Origin of the sequence: Ensifer sp. 1H6, from assembly GCF_001976035.1 — a bacterium.
GTDB lineage: Bacteria > Pseudomonadota > Alphaproteobacteria > Rhizobiales > Rhizobiaceae > Ensifer > Ensifer canadensis.
The window spans coordinates 139,342-157,628 of sequence record NZ_MOAI01000011.1 but is presented as its reverse complement, the minus strand read 5'-3'; the positions used below and the strand labels follow the sequence as shown (position 1 = coordinate 157,628).

Sequence of the window (18,287 nt, the reverse complement as noted above, 5' to 3'; positions counted from 1 at the left end):
ACACTGGCGCGAAGGAGCAAGGCGTGAAAGAGCTGATCCTGGCATTGTTCCTCGGCCTTTCCACCGCCGCCGAAGCACAGACGATCAAATTCGTCACCGAGGACTACCCGCCCTACAACTTCTCGACTTCGAGCGGCGCAAGCGGCGCCTCGGTCGAGCAGGTAACCGCGATCATGGAGGGGCTGAAGCTTCCCTATACGATCGAAGTCCTGCCCTGGGCGCGGGCCTACATGCTGGCAGAAACCGATGCGTCCTATTGCGTCTTCACCACCGGCCGCAACACCGAGCGCGAAAAGCTGTTCCAGTGGGTGCAGCCGCTGGTCGTCGACCACATGATCATGGTCCGGCGCAAGGGATCTGACACCGCCCCCGGTTCGATCGATGCGGCAAAGCGGTTCACCATCGGCACCCAGCGGGAAGATTTTTCCGCCACCTACCTCACGGAACACGGCTTCGAGAAGATCGACTATGCGACCAATCTCGATTCGACGCTGAAGAAACTGATCGGCGGCCGCATCGACCTGATGATGACATCGGAGAAGACCTTCGAAAGCATGCGTGCCGAGGGCAAGCCCGTCGAGGCGGCATTGATGCTGGAAGGAGAATATTACGGCATCGCCTGCCATCGCGACATGGACAAGGAAACGGTCGAGAAGATGCAGCGCGAACTCGACCGCCTGATCGGCAACGGCACCCAGGATGCGATCTTCGATCGTTACGGCGTTCGGCCGAGCGGAAGCGAACAGGCAACGAAATAAGGATTGACTCTGATGGCGTTTCGCGCTCGTGAAGCGGGGAAAGCCCGACGGAGCGTAACGACATGCTGATCATTGCAGGACTTGGCAATCCAGGTTCGAAATATGCCTCAAACCGCCACAATATCGGTTTCATGGCTGTCGACGTCATCCATCGCCGCCATAACTTTTCCTCCTGGTCGAAGAAATTCAAGTCCGAGATCGCCGAGGGTGAAATCGGCGGCGAACGGGTTCTGCTGATGAAGCCGCAGACCTTCATGAACCTCTCCGGCGAGGCGGTCGGCGAAGCCATGCGCTTCCACAAGCTGCATCCGAAGGATATCACCGTCATCTATGACGAGCTGGATCTGCCGGCGGCAAAAGCCCGCATCAAGGTCGGCGGCGGCCACGGCGGCCACAACGGCATCAAATCGATCGACGCCCATTGCGGCAAGGAGTATCGCCGTCTGCGGCTCGGCATCGGCCATCCTGGCGTCAAGGACCTCGTCCACGCCCATGTGCTCGGCGATTTCGCCAAGGTCGACCAGACCTGGCTGGTGCCGCTGCTCGACGCCATCGCCGACAATGCCGACATGCTGGTGCGCGGTGAGGACTCGCAGCTTCTGAACAAGATCGCGCTTGCGACCGGCGGCAAGCCGGACGAGGACAAGCCGCAGGCGCAAAAGAAGCAGGGCGCGCAATCCCATATTCATCAGGCGCGCAATTCGGCTCAGCCGAAGAAGCTGCCTACGAGCGGTCCGATGGCCGACATGCTGAAGAAGCTGTTCGGCCCCAAGGGCGACTGACAGGTGTCGCCCCTGCCCTTCGCGATCCGTGCGGCATCGGCAGACGATCTGCCGGGACTTCTTGCGCTTTATGGCGAACTGAACCCGGACGACCCTTCGCTCGACACAACCCTCGCCACCGATCGCTTTCAGGCAATCCTTGCACAACCCGGCATGACGGTCTTCATCGGGTTTGCCGGCGATGTCGCCGCCGCATCGGTCACGTCGGTCGTCGTGCCGAACCTGACGCGGGGCGGCGCACCCTACGCTCTCATCGAAAACGTCGTCACTTCGGCCGCCTTTCGCAAGCGCGGCTTTGCCCGCGCTTTGATCCTGCATGCCATCGGCGATGCGTGGGCCGCCGGCTGCTACAAAGTCATGCTGCTGACGGGGTCGAAGGATCCCGCGACGCTGCGTTTCTACGAAAATTGTGGCTTCCGGCAGGACAAGACCGGCTATCAGATCCGCCGCCCCTGACCGTCACTCCTCCGGCTCGGTCATGAACATCAGCGGGAAGCCGGCATCCTTGGCGAGGTCGGTCGCCTCCTTTGCCTTGGTCTCGGCGATATCGCGCACGCAGACGACAACGACGGAAACCCCCATTTTGTGCGCCGTCATCATCACCCGGTAGCCCGCCTCCTCGCTCATATGGAACACGGCCTTCAGTACCATGACGACGAAGTCGCGCGGCGTGTAGTCGTCATTGACGAGAATGACCTTGTAGAGCTTCGGCCGCTCCAGCTTCGGTTTCGGCTTCAGCTTCGGTTTTGCGGCAAGATCGTCGTCACTCATCGGAAATCCACCCGTTGATGACAGGAAGGCGGTCGCGGTTGGCCATCCGGCCCCAGGACGCTGCCACTCAATATCGTACGCCAGACACCGCCAATCAAGCAAAAGCCCGCTCCTTCACCGCGCCGAAACGCGCGAAGGCTTGACCGTTCGGCTCCTTTATCCCATAGCCACGCCCAACGAATTCGAGAACGACAGGTTTTAGCCATGGGCTTTAAATGCGGTATTGTCGGGCTGCCGAACGTCGGCAAGTCCACCCTCTTCAACGCACTCACCAAGACGGCGGCGGCTCAGGCTGCCAACTATCCGTTCTGCACGATCGAGCCGAACACCGGCGAAGTCGCGGTTCCCGATCCGCGCATGCGCAAGCTGGCCGACATTGCCAAGTCGAAGGAAATCATCCCGACGCGCATCTCCTTCGTCGACATCGCCGGCCTGGTGCGCGGCGCGTCGAAGGGTGAAGGCCTCGGCAACCAGTTCCTCGCCAACATCCGCGAAGTGGATGCGGTGGTGCACGTGCTGCGCTGCTTCGAAGATGACGACATCACCCACGTCGAAGGCCGCATCAACCCGGTCGCCGATGCCGAGACGATCGAGACCGAGCTGATGCTCGCCGACCTCGACAGCCTGGAGCGCCGCACCGAGCAGACCCGCAAGCGCGCCGGCGGCAAGGACAAGGATTCGGTGGCACAGCTGCCGATCATGGACGCGTCGCTGAAGCTGCTGCAGGACGGCAAGCCGGTGCGCACGCTGCTTGCCAAGCTTGATGCCGAAGAACTGCGCATTCTGCAGGGCCTCAATCTCCTGACCGCCCATCCCGTGCTTTACGTCTGCAACGTCGCGGAAAGCGATGCCGTCGACGGCAACGAGCACACCCGCGCGGTTGCCGAAATGGCAAAGACCCAAGGCGCTGAAAGCGTCGTGATTTCGGCGGCGATCGAATCCGAAGTGGCGCAGCTGCCGGAAGAGGAAGCCAAGGAGTTCCTGAGCGCGCTCGGTCTCGAGGAGGCTGGTCTCGACCGCCTGATCCGCGCCGGCTACAAGCTGCTCGATCTCATCACCTATTTCACGGTCGGTCCGAAGGAAACGCGCGCCTGGACGATCCCGCGCGGCACCAAGGCACCGCAGGCCGCCGGCGTCATCCACACCGACTTCGAGCGCGGCTTCATCCGTGCCAACACCATCGCCTTCGACGATTACATTGCGCTCGGCGGCGAAGTCGGCGCCAAGGAAGCCGGCAAGGCCCGCGACGAAGGCAAGGAATATGTCGTCCAGGACGGCGACGTCATCCACTTCCGCTTCAACACGTAAGACAATGAGATGAGGCGCGCTTCACGCGCGCAGCCATTGAAGCATGTCGCGCAAAAGTGTGCTGCGGTTTTGCGATAACGACATGCGCAAAGAACAAGAGCTTAAAGCGCAGAAAGCGATCTGAAAGATCGCAACGCGCGTTACCCGATATTACGGCGCGGCATGCAACCGCGCCGTAATCATTTCCGGCAACAGGTTCATGACAATGCGCCGCAGCTTCTGCCAGAAAATGCCGATGAAAAGCACGGTGACGCCGACCGCCGCGAAGGCAACGAAGACGTAGTTGTCAAGCGACGCGCCGGTCTGGTTGAGCATCGTCCAGATCGCGCCTCCGAGCGACAACAGCCCTGAAGTGACGAAGGCGCGGCGGTCGATGACCAATCCGACCAGCATGAACAGGGCAACGATCAGAATGGCGGCAATCGCCTGGCCAAGCCCGGCCTGCCCGTCCCACCACGTGCCGCGGCCGTTCGACACGAAGACCAGACCGATCAGCGAGTAGAGCAATGCGGGCGCGGCGGCCAGATGCAGCCAGAACGCCGTATCGGAGCGCGCCGTCACACGCTGTGGATCGGAAACGTCGTAGCGCATGGCGGTCGCAAAGAGACCCAGGGCTCCGACAAGAACGGTGAGCGCGAGAAGCATGAAATGGTCGTCGTTGGCGAGGTCGATCCCCAAGCTCCTCTCGAAGGCAAGAAGGATCGCGACCACGCAGATGAGTGCGACCGACACCATCAGACCGGCCAGCGCCAGCGGAACGCGATAGCGCCAGTAGAACAGACCAAGCGGGATCGGGAACGCTGATAGATAGGCGAGTGCAAAGACCATCGGCTTCCAGGCATCATCATGCTCGCTCACGAACAACAGTGACGTCGTCCCGACCCAATGCACGAGAGCAACCGTCAGCGCCACCGACGGCAGCGCCAGCCGCTGGCGCCGCACCAGGATTTCCGCGAGCCCAAGAATGACCGGCAGCGTTACGAATGGGCCGCCCAAGCCCCAGAGGCCGATCAGCACGACAACGACGCCGATCGTGATCAGGATATCGTGAAATCCCCTGACGAACCGCGGCTGTTCGCTGTCTTCGGCGGCGCGGGCATCGAACGCCGCATCGTCCCGGTCGGCGGCAGCATCCGGTGCCACCGGCCCGAAGCTGATGCCACGGTCAGCGAGATAGGCTTCGAGATCGCTCACCTGACGGGCAGAGATGATCCCTTTTTCGGCAGCGCCTGCGAGCGCCCTGTTCAGTTCGGTCACGAGCATTCCTCAATCAAAAGCCGGTCGATACACCCATAAATCAGGTGGTTGCATGAACAATCGGCATGCGCAACCTGGAAATTCCACGATACGGTGGCATCAACCGACACGAGAGCGCCACAGGTCAGAGATGACGAATGAGGCACGCTCTAACGTTTGAAAGCCACTGCTTAATTTCCCGCTTAAATCGATTCCGGTTTGAGAAATTATGCAGTACGTAAAGCGTCAGCAAATCAGACGGGACAACTCAGCATGCTGTATTTCGAGGATTTTTCCGAAGGGCGACGCTTCGACTACAAGCCGGTCGAAATGAAGCCTGCGGACATGATCGCCTTTGCCCGTGAATTCGACCCGCAGCCGATGCATCTCGACGAGGAAGCTGGCAAACTCAGCATCCTTGGCGGCCTCTCTGCCTCCGGCTGGCACACCAGCGCCGTCGGCATGCGCATGATGCTCGACGCCTTCATGGGCCATTCTTCGTCTCAAGGCTCTCCCGGCATCGATTTCATGGACTGGAAGAAGCCGGTGATAGCAGGCGACGTGCTCACCGGTTTCAGCCAGGTGCTCGAAGCGCGCCGGTCGAAGTCCAAGCCGAGCCTCGGCATCGTCAAGTTCCGCAACGAAATCGTCAACCAGACCGGCGAACCGGTGGCGGTTTCGGAATGTACCGTGCTCTTCCGCTGCCGCGACAAAGGTCAGAATTAATGATGACGATGGAGGAGTTTTACGCCACCGGTCGCAGGACCGTCATCGGCACCCTGGCCTTTACCGCCGAGGATATCGTCCGCTTCGCCCGTGACTTCGATCCGCAGCCGTTCCACCTCGACGCGGAAGAGGCTCGGCATTCGCTGTTTGGCGGTCTATGCGCCTCCGGCTGGCACACCGCGGCCGGATGGATGCAGTGTTTCGTCCGGTTCTGGAAGGACGAACAGCGGCGGCTTGCGGCCGAAGGCCTGCACGCGCCACGGCTCGGCCCCTCGCCCGGCTTCCGGGATCTGAAATGGCTGAAGCCGGTCTATGCCGGCGATACCGTGACCTATGCCGTCACGTTCCTCGAAAGCCGCACGCTCGCTTCGCGGCCGGGCTGGCGGATCAACACGATCCTCTGCGAAGGCGAAAACCAGCACGGCGAGGCGGTCATCCGTTTCGAAAGCAAGGTCATCGAGTTCGTTTAGCCAGGGCATCTCCAGGAAAAACGCCAAGAGGCTTTCAGTCAAGAAATGCTTGGAAATAAAGAGATAGAGCGTTTCCGTAACTCCGGTTAACCCGGAAACGCTCTGTTGAGCGACCGTCGCCCGTCCAAACGACGCGCGTCCCCGTTATTCCTTAAATCAGGAACGATTTGGGCGTAAAATCCGTTCGGACCTTCAGAGTTCCGCGCCAGTGGCCGAAAGGCCAGCACGCGTGGGAACTTCGACAGAAAGGAACGGAGGGCTATCGATGGAAAAGACCCATGTTCGCGAACTGGCGGAGGAATATCTTCGCCTCGGCGGCCACCGGCGCGTGGCCATCGACGATAACGAAACCTCGATCAGAAGCTGGGAAGACGAACCGCCGGAAGCCGACGCCTTCTGGCGGAAAGAGGTGGAAACACTGACGCCGGCAACGCAGCGCGAGGTGCAACTGATGCTGCCGACGATCAACCGCGCCTGAGCGGTGTCAGTGACCTTCGAATTCGATCAGCGTGCGGACATTGACGCCGAGCGCCTCGAGTCTCTTGCGGCCACCGAGTTCCGGCAGGTCGATGACGAAACAGGCCGCGACGATATCGGCGCCCATCTGCTTCAACAGCTTGACGGCCGCTTCCGCTGTGCCGCCGGTCGCGATCAGGTCGTCGACCAGAATGACCTTCTCCCCCGGGCTGATCGCGTCCTTGTGCATCTCCATCTCGTCGACGCCGTATTCGAGGCTATAGGCGATGCGCACCGTGTCGTGCGGCAGCTTGCCCTTCTTGCGGATCGGCACGAAGCCGGAGGAAAGCTGGTGGGCGATCGCGCCGCCAAGAATGAAGCCGCGCGCCTCGATGCCGGCGATCTTGTCGATCTTGGTACCGGCATAGGGGTGCACCAGTTCGTCGATCGCACGGCGGAACGCCCTGGGATTGCCGAGCAGGGTGGTGATATCGCGGAACATGACGCCCGGCTTCGGATAGTCCGGAATGTTGCGGATGGCGGCGATCAGTTCCGATTGAACGGTAGTGGTCATGGGCAAAGAAGGCCTTTGTGTCTCTTGTTACCGCAAACCCATAACACCATCGACCCGCATGTCTATAACGGTTTCTGCCGCACGGATGGCTGGAACAATTTGGTCGTGCCGGGGGTTGATGCTACGCTGAGGCCCATGGCACGCGGAGGAGATGCGCGCGCCGCATGCCTCACGTTGAGCCCACATCGGAAGGAGGAACATCATGCGCCTGTTTGAATGCGGTTCTCTTGTCCCGGGGTGCGAATGGCACACCCGCGCCGATAACGACGCCGAAATCGTCCGCCGCGTGGTGGAACACATGCGCCAGGCCCACGGTGAAACGATGATCCGCGAAAACATGATCGATAACATCAAGGCCCGCATCGTCGAAGAAACCAAGGCCGCCTGACGAAACTACATCTACTCCGAACGCGCGCGGGTCTTGCAATGACAACGCCCGCGACGCGTGCCGTTTGCCCTGACACCGAATGATGGTGCGTCGCATCGAACCGGTGCGAGGGACCAAGTCTGTCCCGGCGAGCCGCCCGCTTTCAGGCCGAGTTGACCGTGACCGTCATCCAGGTCTGGATCTGAGGCACACGGCACCGCATTCGCCGATCCCTATGCTATGGCAATGACGCGAAGGAAGATTTGACCCGCGCGGTGCTCACGCTCTATAGCACGTGGCCTGTTGTCCTTACCTGTATGGCGATCTCTTGCGTTTACCGGTGGGCTGCGCCAACGTCTCATGCCCTCATTCTTTTTAACTGGCATTCGGAACCTATGAACGACAAAGTTTTTGACACTTTGACCGGCATGTACTTCACGGTCGACGATCCCGATGGAAGTTACGGCACGGGTCAAGTTATTCGCCTCGCTGCCGAAGGGATTTACTTCATTCGCTTCGACGGCAACGAGGTAATGCTGCCTCTGGAGCTCGTATCCATCGGCGAGATGCTGCAGACCACCGACGAAGAGTACAAGCTCTGGCGGTTCTTCGACACGCTCGAGGAAAGGGACAAATGGATCGAATGGCTGGACGCCCCATCGAAGCCACGGGTCGTCTCGCTGGTGAGGCCGACCAAGTAACAGCCTCTCGGCTCCCTCGCTCTACGAGCCCACAGCTTGCTCAATACCGGCAGTTGGTGCCAGGAAAGATCGGTCATCTACCTCTAACATGGTCGCGCGCCACGCGCTTTACGCGCGCGGCACCATCGTCTCGAGGCGGGCGACAAGGTTTGCCCGGTCGACACTGAAATTGCGGTCTACCCACAGGGCCTCCAGCTCACCGAGGATCTGGCCGACGCGAGGCCCGGCGGGGATGCCGGCCTTCAGCACATCGGCGCCCGTCAGCGGGAAGCTCGGGCGCTTCCATGCCTCGGTGCGCGTCAAGAGGCGCTGGAACGCCGCCGTCTCGGCAAGCAAGGCCGGATCGTTTTCGGACTTGCGTCTGGCCGAGGCGAGCGCGAGGCGAAGCCGGACGGAAATCCCCTCAGCGCCGTGGCGGTAGAGCAAGCGATCGAGCGCCGCATCCACAGTCTTTGCCGGTAGCGCTGGCGCATTCGCAAAGCGCGAAAAATACGCTGCCTCGGCCTTCGACAGGCGCAGCCGCGCGGCCATGGCTTCGAGCCGATCTTCATCCGGCGGCACGATTGCCGCAAGGCGCAGCAGTGGATCCGGTGCCCAAGAAAAGGCCTTCTCGGCAGCAACCAGTTCCGGAATGGCGTCGATGCCCCATTTCTCGGTCTCGGGCAGGATTTCGGTCAACACGCCCGCCTGGCGCATCCAGAGCAGCGCCCGGCCCGGGTCCTCGGCTGAAAGCAGCTTCTTCGTCTCGGCCCAAACCCGCTCTGCCGAAAGTGTCGACAGCTTGGAACGCGCCTGGGCGCAGGCCCTCAGGCCATCGGCATCGGGGCGACCGTTGCCGTAATGGGCGAAGAAGCGGAAGAAGCGCAGGATGCGAAGATAATCCTCGGCCACCCGCTCGGCAGCATTGCCGATGAAGCGCAAAGTGCGGGTCTTAATATCGGCAAGGCCGCCGACGTCGTCCACGACCTCGCCCTCATGGTCCGCGTAGAGCGCGTTGATGGTGAAGTCGCGCCGCTCGGCATCCACCTTCCAGTCGGTTCCGAACGCAACTTCAGCGCGGCGCCCGTCGGTCGCGACATCGCGGCGCAGCGTCGTCACCTCATAGGGCGTACCGTCGATGACGAGCGTCACCGTGCCGTGGTCGATGCCTGTCGGTACCACCTTGATGTCGGCTGCCTTGGCGCGGGCAACGACCTCGTCTGGATGCCAGGTGGTGGCCATGTCGACATCGCCGGCCGGCACCCCCATCAGGCTGTTGCGCACGGCGCCGCCGACGACGCGCACCTCCCCGCCCTCGACATTCAGCAGATCGAAGACGCGACGAAGGGATGGAGCCGAAAACCAGCTCTCACCGGCAACCGAGGTCATGCATAAAGCCTTTCATAAAGCATTCGGACGATGCCGGCGGTGATACCCCAGATATTCCTGTCGCCATAGGGCATGCGATAGAAATGCCGGTCTTCACCCTGCCAGTGGCCGCTTCCACGCCCATGGTTTCCGGGGTTCATGAGGAAGGACAGCGGCACTTCGAAGACGCTTTCGACCTCGTCGGGGTTGGGCACCAGCTCGAAGCCGGGCTGCACCACCGCCAGAACCGGCGTGATTTTGAAACCGGACAACGCCATATAGTGCGGCAGTCGTCCGATCGTCTCGACGAACCGCGGGTCAAGACCGATCTCCTCCTGCGCCTCGCGAAGGGCGGCGGACTCGATCGAGCGGTCCTCCGGGTCGACCGCGCCGCCGGGAAACGCCACCTGGCCGGAATGCTTGCGCAGGCTTGCGGTCCGCTGGGTGAAGATGACATGCGCATCCTCGCCGTCGTCGACCACCGGCACCAGCACGGCCGCATCCTTCAGATGCAGGGTTTCAAGATGCGGCACGATACTGGGATTGAGCAGGAAATCTCCGTGTTCCCGCCACGCGCTTTCCACTGGCCCGCCCATCTGGGTCAGGGCCCGGCGGCGAAATTCGTCGGCAGAATAGGGATGCCGGTTCATCGCGACAGCGCTTCCAGTTCGGCAGCCTTCATGATCGGGAAGATGGACCCACCCGAGCGCACGCAGAACATCTCGACGCCGTCGACCACCACGGTCTCGCCGAGTTCGACGAGATCGTACATGACGGGCCGGGAAACCAGCGCCTCGAGCCGGCCGCGCACGTGCAGGTACGGCTTCAGTTCGCGGTTCTCGCCATGAATGACAAAACGCAGGGCATGCTCCGGCCTGGCCTCGACAACGTCACCGACATTGGTGCGAAAGGTCAGCACCTGCACGCCGTCCGCCTGCGTCACGCTCATTTCGACGGCAACGAAGGGCGCGTCGACGATGCGGATCGCCACCTTTTCCACAGGCGTCACCAGATAGGTGACGCCATCCTCGTCCTTGCGCAAAACTGTGGAGAACAGCCGCACCAGTGGCTGCCGGCCGATCGGCGTGCCCAGATAGAACCAGGTGCCGTCGGCGCGGATTTCCATGTCGATATCGCCGCAGAACGGCGGATTCCAGCGCTCCACCGGCGGCAGGCCACGCTTGCGGTCGCCCGTCTGGCCGGCCGCACGCGCGATCAGGGCCGCCAGTCCGGCCGCGTCCCCGGTTCGCTGAATTTCGGCTTCTGCCATCGTTCCGTCCCGATTGGCCCCGATTTTGCACCGGAGGCGTGTATGTCGTCGCGAGATGCGGCGTGTATGCTGTCACGAGATAGTGCGTCTGCGGCGACTTGTCAGCCGTCAGCCAGGGTCTAAATTGGAATAAGGCAACTGAAAATCCCCCGCGGGGCGATTCGGTTCAACAACGGGCGACCGGGGAGTACGACCATGAGTGTGATGAAGGGCGCCACGGAAGCGACCGACGAAAGGGCGATCGTTGCCGCGGCGGAAAACGCGCTCGCGGAGATCGCGCTCGTGCGGGCCGAAGTCGGCAAGGTCATCTTCGGTCAGGAGAACGTGGTCGAGCAGACGCTGCTTGCCGTTTTGTCCGGCGGCCACGCCCTTCTCGTCGGCGTTCCCGGCCTTGCGAAAACCAAGCTGGTCGCGACGCTCGGCACCGTTCTCGGCCTTGATTCCAGCCGCGTGCAGTTCACGCCCGACCTGATGCCATCGGACATTCTCGGCTCGGAAGTGATGGACCAGGATGCCGCCGGCCACCGCTCCTTCCGCTTCATCCCCGGTCCGATCTTCACGCAGCTGCTGATGGCCGACGAAATCAACCGTGCCTCGCCGCGCACGCAGTCGGCGCTGCTGCAGGCGATGCAGGAGTATCACATCACCGTTGCCGGAGCCCGCAAGGACCTGCCGCAGCCGTTCCACGTGCTGGCCACCCAGAACCCGCTGGAGCAGGAAGGCACCTACCCCCTGCCGGAAGCCCAGCTCGACCGCTTCCTGATGCAGGTTGACGTCGGTTATCCCGAGCTTGCCGCCGAACGACAGATCCTGCTTGAGACCACCGGCGTCACGGAGGCCTCGGCCCGGCCGGTGATCGACGCCGCCCGCCTGCAGCAGATCCAGAGCCTGATCCGGCAGATGCCGGTCGGCGAGAAGGTGGTCGATGCCATCCTTGATCTCGTGCGCTCCGCCCGCCCCGGCAACGGCAATGCCGCCACCGACAAGAACGTCGCCTGGGGCCCGGGTCCGCGCGCCGGACAGGCGCTGATGCTCTGCGCCCGCGCCCGTGCGCTCTACGACGGTCGCCTGGCGCCGTCGATCGACGATATTCTGGCGCTCGCCGAGCCCGTTCTCCAGCACCGCATGGCGCTGACCTTCGCTGCCCGTGCCGAAGGCATGACCGTGCGCGATGTCGTCGCCGAGCTGGTGAAGCAAGCCAAGGGATAAAGAATGGCCTCCATCGGGCACATAGTTGCGCGTACCCCCGCTGGTGAGGTTCTTTCCCGTGCGCAGCAGCGCGCGATGCTCGTTCCTGACTGCCTGGTCGAGGCCCGCCGCATCGCCAATACGGTGATCTCCGGCTGGCATGGGCGGCGCAAGCGCGGGATCGGCGAGAATTTCTGGCAGTTTCGCCCCTATAGCGACGGCGAAAGCCTGTCGCGCATCGACTGGCGCCGTTCGGCCCGCGACGACCATACCTATGTGCGCGACCGCGAATGGGAAGCGGCCCACACCATCTGGCTCTGGGCCGACCTGTCTCCGTCGATGATGTACAAGTCAACGCTCGGTTCGGTGTCAAAGGAAAGCCGGGCCCTGGTCTTGATGCTGGCGCTCGCCGAAATCCTCGCCCGCTCCGGCGAACGCATCGGATGCCCCGGCGTGATGGAGCCGATCTCCGCCCGCAACGCCGCCGAACGGCTGGCAACCGCGATCATGCTGAGCCCGCTCTCCGAAGGGCTGCCCGAGACGGGGATGATCCGCAGCGCCAGCGATCTCGTCTTGATCGGCGATTTTCTCGATCCGACCGACAGGATCATGGAGCGGCTGGGCCCGCTCGCCCGCCGCGGCCTGCGCGGTCATGTCGTCGAGGTTGCCGATCCGGCGGAGGAAGTCTTCCCCTATGCCGGGCGGACTGAATTCAGCGACCCGGAAACCGGCCAGAAACTGACGGCCGGCCGCGCCGAGGTCCTGCGCGAGGACTATCAGCGCGCCTACCTCGCCCGCCGCGAAAGCCTCGGCGTCACGCTGCGCCATCTCGGCTGGACCTTCACGCCGCACAGGACCGATCGGCCCGCCTCCGAGGCGCTGGTTGCCGTCCACATGTATCTGTCCGGCATGCCAGGACGCGCTACGCATGGAGGCCAGCTATGACCGGCCTTCCCTTCCTCTTCGCCAATCCGGCACTCTTGGCAGCCCTGATCGCTTTGCCGGTGATCTGGTGGCTGTTGCGCATGACGCCGCCGAAACCGGCGGCCGAAGTGTTCCCGCCGTTGCGCATTCTCGCCTCCGTGTTGAAGCGCGAGGAAACCCCATCGAAAAGCCCGTGGTGGCTGACCCTGCTGCGCATGCTGATGGCGGCCGCCGTCATCCTCGCGATCGCCGATCCCGTCGTGAACCCGCGTCAGAACACACTTGCTACCGGCGGCCCGCTGGCGATCGTCGTCGACAACAGCTGGGCAACCGCCACCGACTGGGAACAGCGCGTCGATGCCGTGAGCACGCTGATTGACGACGCGGAAGCGCGCGACCTTGCAGTCTCCATCGCCTTCACCGGTGATCGCCAGCACGACGCCACGCCAGGCTCGGCAGCAACCGCGCGCAACAGGCTTGCCGCTGCCGCCCCCATTCCCCTTGCCGTCGACCGAGCCCAGGCGATAGCCGCGCTGAAAACCGCATTTGAGGGCACGAATCCCGGCACGCTCGCCTTCGTCAGCGACGGCATCGAGGCTGCGGATCAAAAGACGATGGCAGCGCTTGCTGACGTGGGAGCTGCCGAACTGCGGGTCGTCGAGGCCGATGGTAGCCGCACCGTAGCGCTGACCGATACCAGCAACGGCTCGACCGGCATGTCGGTGACGGCAACGCGCCTGCGCAAGGACGGCGCGCTGACCCTGCCGATCGTCGCCTACGATACGCGTGGGCGCGCGATCGCCGATGGACAGATCGCCTTCGCCTCGGGCGAAGGCGTTGCCAAGGGCAGCATCGAAGCGCCCTTCGAACTGCGCAACGACTTTGCCCGCATCGGCATCGAGAATGCAGCGACCGCCGGCAGCGTGCATCTGCTCGACGATGGCTTCCGCCGTCGCCGCGTCGCCCTGCTGAGCGGCGAGGCCCGCGACCTGTCGCAGCCGCTGCTATCGCCGCTCTACTACATCAACCGTGCGCTCACCCCCTATGCGGATCTCGTCGAACCGCACGAGACGGATCTCGCCGTCGCCATTCCGGAACTGTTGGAGCAGAAGCCGTCCGTACTGATCATGCCGATATCGGCCGGCTGCCGGAGGAGATTTATCCGAAGCTGTCGAAGTGGATCGATAATGGCGGCATGCTCATCCGCTTTGCCGGCCCGCGGCTTGCCGCTGCCCCCGCAGACGATCCGCTCGTGCCGGTGACGCTGCGCCAGGGTGAACGCGCGCTTGGCGGCGCGCTGTCCTGGTCCGAACCGCAGCCGCTTGCCGACTACCCCGGAAACAGCCCGTTTGCCGGCATGGCACGCCCGACAGACATTCTCGTCAAGCGGCAGGTGCTGGCCGAGCCGACCTCCGATCTTGCCGAGCGCACCTGGGCAAGCCTTGCCGACGGCACGCCGCTGGTAACGACCTCAGCTCACGGCGCCGGTCGCATCATCCTTTTCCATGTCAGCGCCGAGGCCACCTGGTCGAACCTGCCGATCTCGGGCGATTTCGTCGAAATGCTTCGCCGCAGCGTCCAGCTTTCGCGCGGCGGCGGCGTTGCCAACGAGGGCAAGGCGCAACAGCAGACGCTCGCGCCCTATCGGCTGCTCAATGCCGACGGCGTGCTCGTGGCCGAGACCGGCAACGCCCGGCCGCTCGACGTCATCCCCGGCAAGGTGCCGGTCGCCACACCGGAAAACCCTCCGGGTCTCTATGGCTCCGAAGACGGTTTCACCGCGCTCAACCTGCTGCCACGCAATGCCGAGCTGCAGCCGATCGACATGACGGCCGCCGGCGCTCACACCGCCCAGCAACTGGCCGGGTCCGAGAGCTGGTCGCTGAAGCCGGCGTTGTTCACACTGGCCCTGCTGCTGCTGCTCGTCGACGCGCTGATCGTGTTGTTCATGGGCGGGGCCTTCTCGCGGCTGCGCGCAGCAAAGGCCATGACCGCGGTCCTGTTGCTGGCGGCAAGCGCCTTTCTCGTTTCGCCGCCGGATAGTCTGGCCGATGACAGTCGACCGGAAGACGCCGCCATTCTCGAGCGCCTCGACACCACGCATCTGGCCTATGTGGTGACCGGTGAGAGTGAAGTCGACCGCCTGTCCGAGCGCGGGCTGACGGGGCTCACCGACTTCCTCACCTATCGCACCACGCTGGAGCCCGGCACGCCCGTCGGCCTCGATATCACCAAGGACGAGCTCTCGTTCTACCCGATCATCTACTGGCCGGTCTCCGCCTCGGCGCCGATGCCGAGCCCACAGGCCGTCAGCCGCATCGACGCCTATATGCGCGCCGGCGGCACGGTGCTGTTCGACACGCGCGACCAGTTCTCCTCGCTCGGCGCGTCATCCGGTGGCACCAGCCCCAACACCGAGAGGCTGCAGGCGATCCTTGCCAACCTCGACATCCCGCCGTTGGAGCCGGTTCCTACCGACCACGTGCTGACCAAGGCCTTTTACCTGCTGGCGAACTTCCCAGGCCGTTATACCGGCAGCCCGCTCTGGATCGAGGCGCAGCTCGACAATCGCGAAGAGCCAAGCAACCGCCCAGCGCGCTCGGGCGACGGCGTGACGCCGATCATGATCACCGGCAACGACTTTGCCGGCGCCTGGGCGGTGGACGCCAATGGCGTCGCGCTGCTGCCGACGGTGCCGCCGGACGAAATGCAGCGCGAATACGCCTTCCGTTCCGGCGTCAACATCATGATGTATATGCTGACCGGCAACTACAAGGCCGACCAGGTGCACGTGCCGGCCCTGCTCGAACGGCTCGGACAATGAGGGCCGATCGATGACCGCCGACTTCTCGCCTTTCATCCCCTGGCCCTATCTGGCGGTGCTTGCCGTTGCAGCCGCAATTCTGGCTGCGCTTGGCATCTGGCGCGGCGTGCGCGGAGCCTGGGTGCGTGCCGCAGCCCTTGCCGCCTTCTGCCTGGCACTGGCCAATCCGATCCTCTTCCAGGAGGAGCGCGAGCCGCTGTCGACCATCGTCGCTGTTGTCGTCGACCGCAGCCAGAGCCAGGACTATGCCGGCCGGCGCGAGCAGACCGACAAGGCGCTTGCCGATCTCAAGGACCGGCTGTCGCGCTTCCCGCAGATCGAGACCCGCATCGTCGAGGCTGCCGACAGCGAAGAGAGCGAAGCGCCATCGACGCGGCTCTTCTCCGCCTTGACCTCCGTGCTTGCCGATGTGCCGCCGGCACGGGTCGGCGGTGCGATCTTCATCACCGACGGCCAGATCCACGACGTCCCCGATATCAACCAGAAGCTCGGCTTCGACGCGCCGATCCATGGGCTGATCAGCGGCAAGCCGGATGAGTTCGACCGCCGCATCGAGATCGTCAGCGCGCCGCGTTTCGGCATCGTCGGCGAACAGCAGAAGCTGTCCTTCCGCGTCGTTGATGACGGTGCGGCACCGGGCGGAACCGCGCAGGTGACCATCCGCCTCAACGGCAACGAGATCGCAACCGAAGTGGTCGAGCCCGGCACTGACGTGCCCTTCAGCTTCACCGTGCCGCGCGGCGGCAACAACATTCTCGAATTCGCGGTCAACGGCGTCCCCGGTGAAGTCACCGAGACCAACAATCGTGCCGTCCATGTGCTCGACGGCATCCGCGAGAACCTGCGCGTGCTGCTCGTCTCCGGCGAGCCGCATGCGGGCGAGCGCGCCTGGCGCAATCTGCTGAAATCTGATGCCGCCGTCGATCTCGTGCACTTCACCATTCTGCGCCCGCCGGAAAAGCAGGACGGGACCCCGATCAACGAGTTGTCACTGATCGCCTTTCCGACGCGCGAACTGTTCGTGGACAAGATCAGCGAGTTCGACCTGATCATCTTCGATCGCTACCAGCACCGCGGCGTCCTGCCGATCCTCTACTACGACAACATCGCGCAATATGTTCAGAACGGCGGTGCGCTGCTGATCGCCGCCGGTCCCGAACATGCCGGCAACGATTCCATTGCCGCAACGCCCCTGTCGGCCGTGCTGCCGGCAAACCCGACCGGCGTGATGAATGAAAAAGGCTTTTACCCCCGCCTGTCGGACGAGGGAAAGAAGCATCCGGTCACCCGTGGCCTCGAAGGTGCGGCAAGCGAACCGCCGCAGTGGGGCCGCTGGTTCCGCACCGTCGACGTCGACAGGCCGCTCGGTCAGACCGTGATGGAAGCGGCTGACGGCAAGCCGCTGCTGGTGCTGAACCGCGTCGGCAAGGGCCGTGTCGCCATGCTGCTGTCCGACCAGGGCTGGCTCTGGGCGCGCGGTTTCGAGGGCGGCGGTCCGCACGTCTCGCTCTATCGCCGCACCGCCCATTGGCTGATGCAGGAGCCGGCGCTGGAAGAAGAAGCGCTGACCGCGCGTGCCGCCGGCCGCACGCTGGAGATCACCCGTCAGACCATCGAAGGTGACCCCGGCCATGCGACCCTCACCTACCCGTCCGGCAAGACCGAGGAGCTGACGCTCGCCCAGCGCGAGCCGGGTCTTTACAGCGCCGAAATCAAGACCACGGAAACCGGCCTGTTCGAAGTCGCCAACGACGAACTGACGACGCTTGTGCATGTCGGCAATGTCGACGCACCGGAGTTCAGGGCGGCGATCTCGACCGAGGACAAGCTGCGCCCCTGGGCTGACAAGACCAAGGGGCTTGTGCGCCGGCTGGCAAGTGCCGATGGCGCCATCGACCTGCCATCGATCCTGCCGGTGCGCGGCGCCGTCCGTGTCGCCGACGACCAGCGGCTGTCGCTGCGCATGACGGATGAAACCGTGCTCAGGGGCATCAACTCGCTGTCGCTGTTTACCGGTCTCTTCGGCCTTGCCGTCCTGCTCTTCCTGATATCGGCGACCTGGTACCGCGAGGGTCGATGACCGATCCGAGCGTCGCCATCAGCAACCTGCGCGATGTGCCCTATTTCGCCGATGATATCGCCGACCGTGTCTGGCGGGCCTGGTGGGAGCCGCGTGGCTTTCCGCTTGGCCATATCGCCGAACTGGTTGCCGGAAGCCTTGGCGACCAGCACATCCCGTTTGCCATCGTCGCCCATCGCGGCGCGACCTTCATCGGCACCGCATCGGTAATCGAATCCGATCTCGACGAGCGGCCGGCACTTCGTCCCTGGGTCGCGGCGGTCTGGGTAGAGCCGACCTTTCGTGGACTCGGCATCGGCGCGAGCATCGTTCGCCATGCCGCGGACGCGGCTTTGGCCACCGGCGTCGAGAGCGTGCATCTCTGCTCCTTGCCGGAGAAGCGAGCATTCTATCAACGCGGCGGCTGGCAGCTCGACGAAAACGATGTGGGTGAAAGCCGGCTCGACGTCTTCAGCATGCGCCGTTCCTGATTTAGGCCACAATGACTGTCGAAATCGCAGGGATA

General features: G+C 63.5%; 19 protein-coding genes and 1 pseudogene. 14 read left to right on the top strand and 6 right to left on the bottom strand.

Annotated elements, in window-relative coordinates:
• The first annotated feature begins 23 nt into the window (after positions 1 to 23).
• The 3 genes from BKP54_RS15325 (at position 24) to BKP54_RS15315 (ending at position 1,996) form a co-directional block, all read left to right on the top strand.
• A complete protein-coding gene (locus tag BKP54_RS15325; protein WP_084814560.1) occupies positions 24 to 758 on the top strand; it encodes a transporter substrate-binding domain-containing protein in 735 nt (244 codons plus the stop codon).
• A gap of 62 nt (positions 759 to 820) precedes the next feature.
• Complete coding sequence (gene pth / locus BKP54_RS15320; RefSeq protein WP_025427935.1) at positions 821 to 1,540, top strand: aminoacyl-tRNA hydrolase; 720 nt, start codon at positions 821 to 823, stop codon at positions 1,538 to 1,540.
• Between the two features lie 3 nt (positions 1,541 to 1,543).
• A complete protein-coding gene (locus BKP54_RS15315) occupies positions 1,544 to 1,996 on the top strand; it encodes a GNAT family N-acetyltransferase (protein ID WP_057208773.1) in 453 nt (150 codons plus the stop codon).
• A gap of 3 nt (positions 1,997 to 1,999) precedes the next feature.
• On the opposite strand, the gene clpS is transcribed toward BKP54_RS15315, so the two are convergent.
• Positions 2,000 to 2,311 carry an ATP-dependent Clp protease adapter ClpS gene (gene clpS, locus BKP54_RS15310; RefSeq protein ID WP_025427937.1) on the bottom strand — a complete coding sequence of 104 codons (312 nt, stop codon included), beginning with the start codon at positions 2,309 to 2,311 and terminating at the stop codon, positions 2,000 to 2,002.
• Positions 2,312 to 2,515: 204 nt separating this feature from the next.
• Here clpS and ychF point away from each other — a divergent pair, with 204 nt between their 5' ends.
• Positions 2,516 to 3,619, top strand: coding sequence for a redox-regulated ATPase YchF (ychF, locus tag BKP54_RS15305; RefSeq protein WP_057208775.1), 1,104 nt, complete (start codon positions 2,516 to 2,518; stop codon positions 3,617 to 3,619).
• A 150-nt stretch (positions 3,620 to 3,769) separates the two neighbouring features.
• Here ychF and BKP54_RS15300 read toward each other — a convergent pair whose 3' ends face one another.
• A complete protein-coding gene (locus tag BKP54_RS15300; protein ID WP_025427939.1) occupies positions 3,770 to 4,876 on the bottom strand; it encodes a hypothetical protein in 1,107 nt (368 codons plus the stop codon).
• Positions 4,877 to 5,128: 252 nt separating this feature from the next.
• Between BKP54_RS15300 and BKP54_RS15295 the strand changes: the two genes are divergently transcribed.
• From BKP54_RS15295 to BKP54_RS15285, 3 genes are all read left to right on the top strand, one after another.
• Positions 5,129 to 5,581: a MaoC family dehydratase gene (locus BKP54_RS15295; RefSeq protein WP_025427940.1), complete on the top strand. Its 453-nt coding sequence runs from the start codon at positions 5,129 to 5,131 to the stop codon at positions 5,579 to 5,581.
• Positions 5,581 to 6,051: a MaoC family dehydratase gene (locus BKP54_RS15290; protein WP_025427941.1), complete on the top strand. Its 471-nt coding sequence runs from the start codon at positions 5,581 to 5,583 to the stop codon at positions 6,049 to 6,051. The genes BKP54_RS15295 and BKP54_RS15290 overlap by 1 nt, the downstream gene beginning before the upstream one ends.
• Positions 6,052 to 6,316: 265 nt before the next feature.
• On the top strand, positions 6,317 to 6,529 hold the full coding sequence (locus BKP54_RS15285) for a hypothetical protein (protein WP_025427942.1): 213 nt from the start codon (positions 6,317 to 6,319) through the stop codon (positions 6,527 to 6,529).
• Between the two features lie 6 nt (positions 6,530 to 6,535).
• Here BKP54_RS15285 and BKP54_RS15280 read toward each other — a convergent pair whose 3' ends face one another.
• On the bottom strand, positions 6,536 to 7,081 hold the full coding sequence (locus BKP54_RS15280) for an adenine phosphoribosyltransferase (protein WP_025427943.1): 546 nt from the start codon (positions 7,079 to 7,081) through the stop codon (positions 6,536 to 6,538).
• 202 nt (positions 7,082 to 7,283) lie between these two features.
• On the opposite strand from BKP54_RS15280, the gene BKP54_RS15275 reads away from it, so the two are divergent.
• Together BKP54_RS15275 and BKP54_RS15270 are read left to right on the top strand one after the other, a co-directional pair.
• On the top strand, positions 7,284 to 7,469 hold the full coding sequence (locus BKP54_RS15275) for a DUF1059 domain-containing protein (RefSeq protein ID WP_025427944.1): 186 nt from the start codon (positions 7,284 to 7,286) through the stop codon (positions 7,467 to 7,469).
• A gap of 374 nt (positions 7,470 to 7,843) precedes the next feature.
• Positions 7,844 to 8,149, top strand: coding sequence for a hypothetical protein (locus tag BKP54_RS15270; protein ID WP_025427945.1), 306 nt, complete (start codon positions 7,844 to 7,846; stop codon positions 8,147 to 8,149).
• A 108-nt stretch (positions 8,150 to 8,257) separates the two neighbouring features.
• Here BKP54_RS15270 and BKP54_RS15265 read toward each other — a convergent pair whose 3' ends face one another.
• From BKP54_RS15265 to BKP54_RS15255, 3 genes are read right to left on the bottom strand one after another with little or no spacing between them, the layout of a single operon-like run.
• Entirely contained in the window at positions 8,258 to 9,517 is a 1,260-nt protein-coding gene (locus BKP54_RS15265; protein WP_025427946.1) for a CCA tRNA nucleotidyltransferase, read from the bottom strand.
• Positions 9,514 to 10,146, bottom strand: a complete 633-nt coding sequence (locus BKP54_RS15260) for a CoA pyrophosphatase (protein WP_025427947.1) — start codon at positions 10,144 to 10,146, stop codon at positions 9,514 to 9,516. Before BKP54_RS15260 ends, BKP54_RS15265 begins: the two co-directional genes overlap by 4 nt.
• Positions 10,143 to 10,766 (bottom strand): DUF1285 domain-containing protein, encoded by a 624-nt coding sequence (locus BKP54_RS15255; RefSeq protein WP_084814559.1) that lies wholly within the window; start codon positions 10,764 to 10,766, stop codon positions 10,143 to 10,145. The genes BKP54_RS15260 and BKP54_RS15255 overlap by 4 nt, the downstream gene beginning before the upstream one ends.
• 195 nt (positions 10,767 to 10,961) lie before the next feature.
• Here BKP54_RS15255 and BKP54_RS15250 point away from each other — a divergent pair, with 195 nt between their 5' ends.
• The 5 genes and pseudogenes from BKP54_RS15250 (at position 10,962) to BKP54_RS15230 (ending at position 18,252) form a co-directional block, all read left to right on the top strand.
• Positions 10,962 to 11,975 carry a MoxR family ATPase gene (locus BKP54_RS15250; RefSeq protein ID WP_025427949.1) on the top strand — a complete coding sequence of 338 codons (1,014 nt, stop codon included), beginning with the start codon at positions 10,962 to 10,964 and terminating at the stop codon, positions 11,973 to 11,975.
• Positions 11,976 to 11,978: 3 nt separating this feature from the next.
• The gene (locus BKP54_RS15245; RefSeq protein ID WP_025427950.1) at positions 11,979 to 12,899 is read left to right on the top strand and encodes a DUF58 domain-containing protein; all 921 of its coding nucleotides are present in this window, start codon (positions 11,979 to 11,981) and stop codon (positions 12,897 to 12,899) included.
• Positions 12,896 to 15,702, top strand: a pseudogene (locus BKP54_RS15240) (DUF4159 domain-containing protein). Before BKP54_RS15245 ends, BKP54_RS15240 begins: the two are co-directional and overlap by 4 nt.
• Positions 15,703 to 15,712: 10 nt before the next feature.
• Positions 15,713 to 17,782 carry a membrane protein gene (locus BKP54_RS15235; protein WP_025427952.1) on the top strand — a complete coding sequence of 690 codons (2,070 nt, stop codon included), beginning with the start codon at positions 15,713 to 15,715 and terminating at the stop codon, positions 17,780 to 17,782.
• Positions 17,779 to 18,252 (top strand): GNAT family N-acetyltransferase, encoded by a 474-nt coding sequence (locus tag BKP54_RS15230; protein WP_084814558.1) that lies wholly within the window; start codon positions 17,779 to 17,781, stop codon positions 18,250 to 18,252. Before BKP54_RS15235 ends, BKP54_RS15230 begins: the two co-directional genes overlap by 4 nt.
• Positions 18,253 to 18,287: the final 35 nt, after the last annotated feature.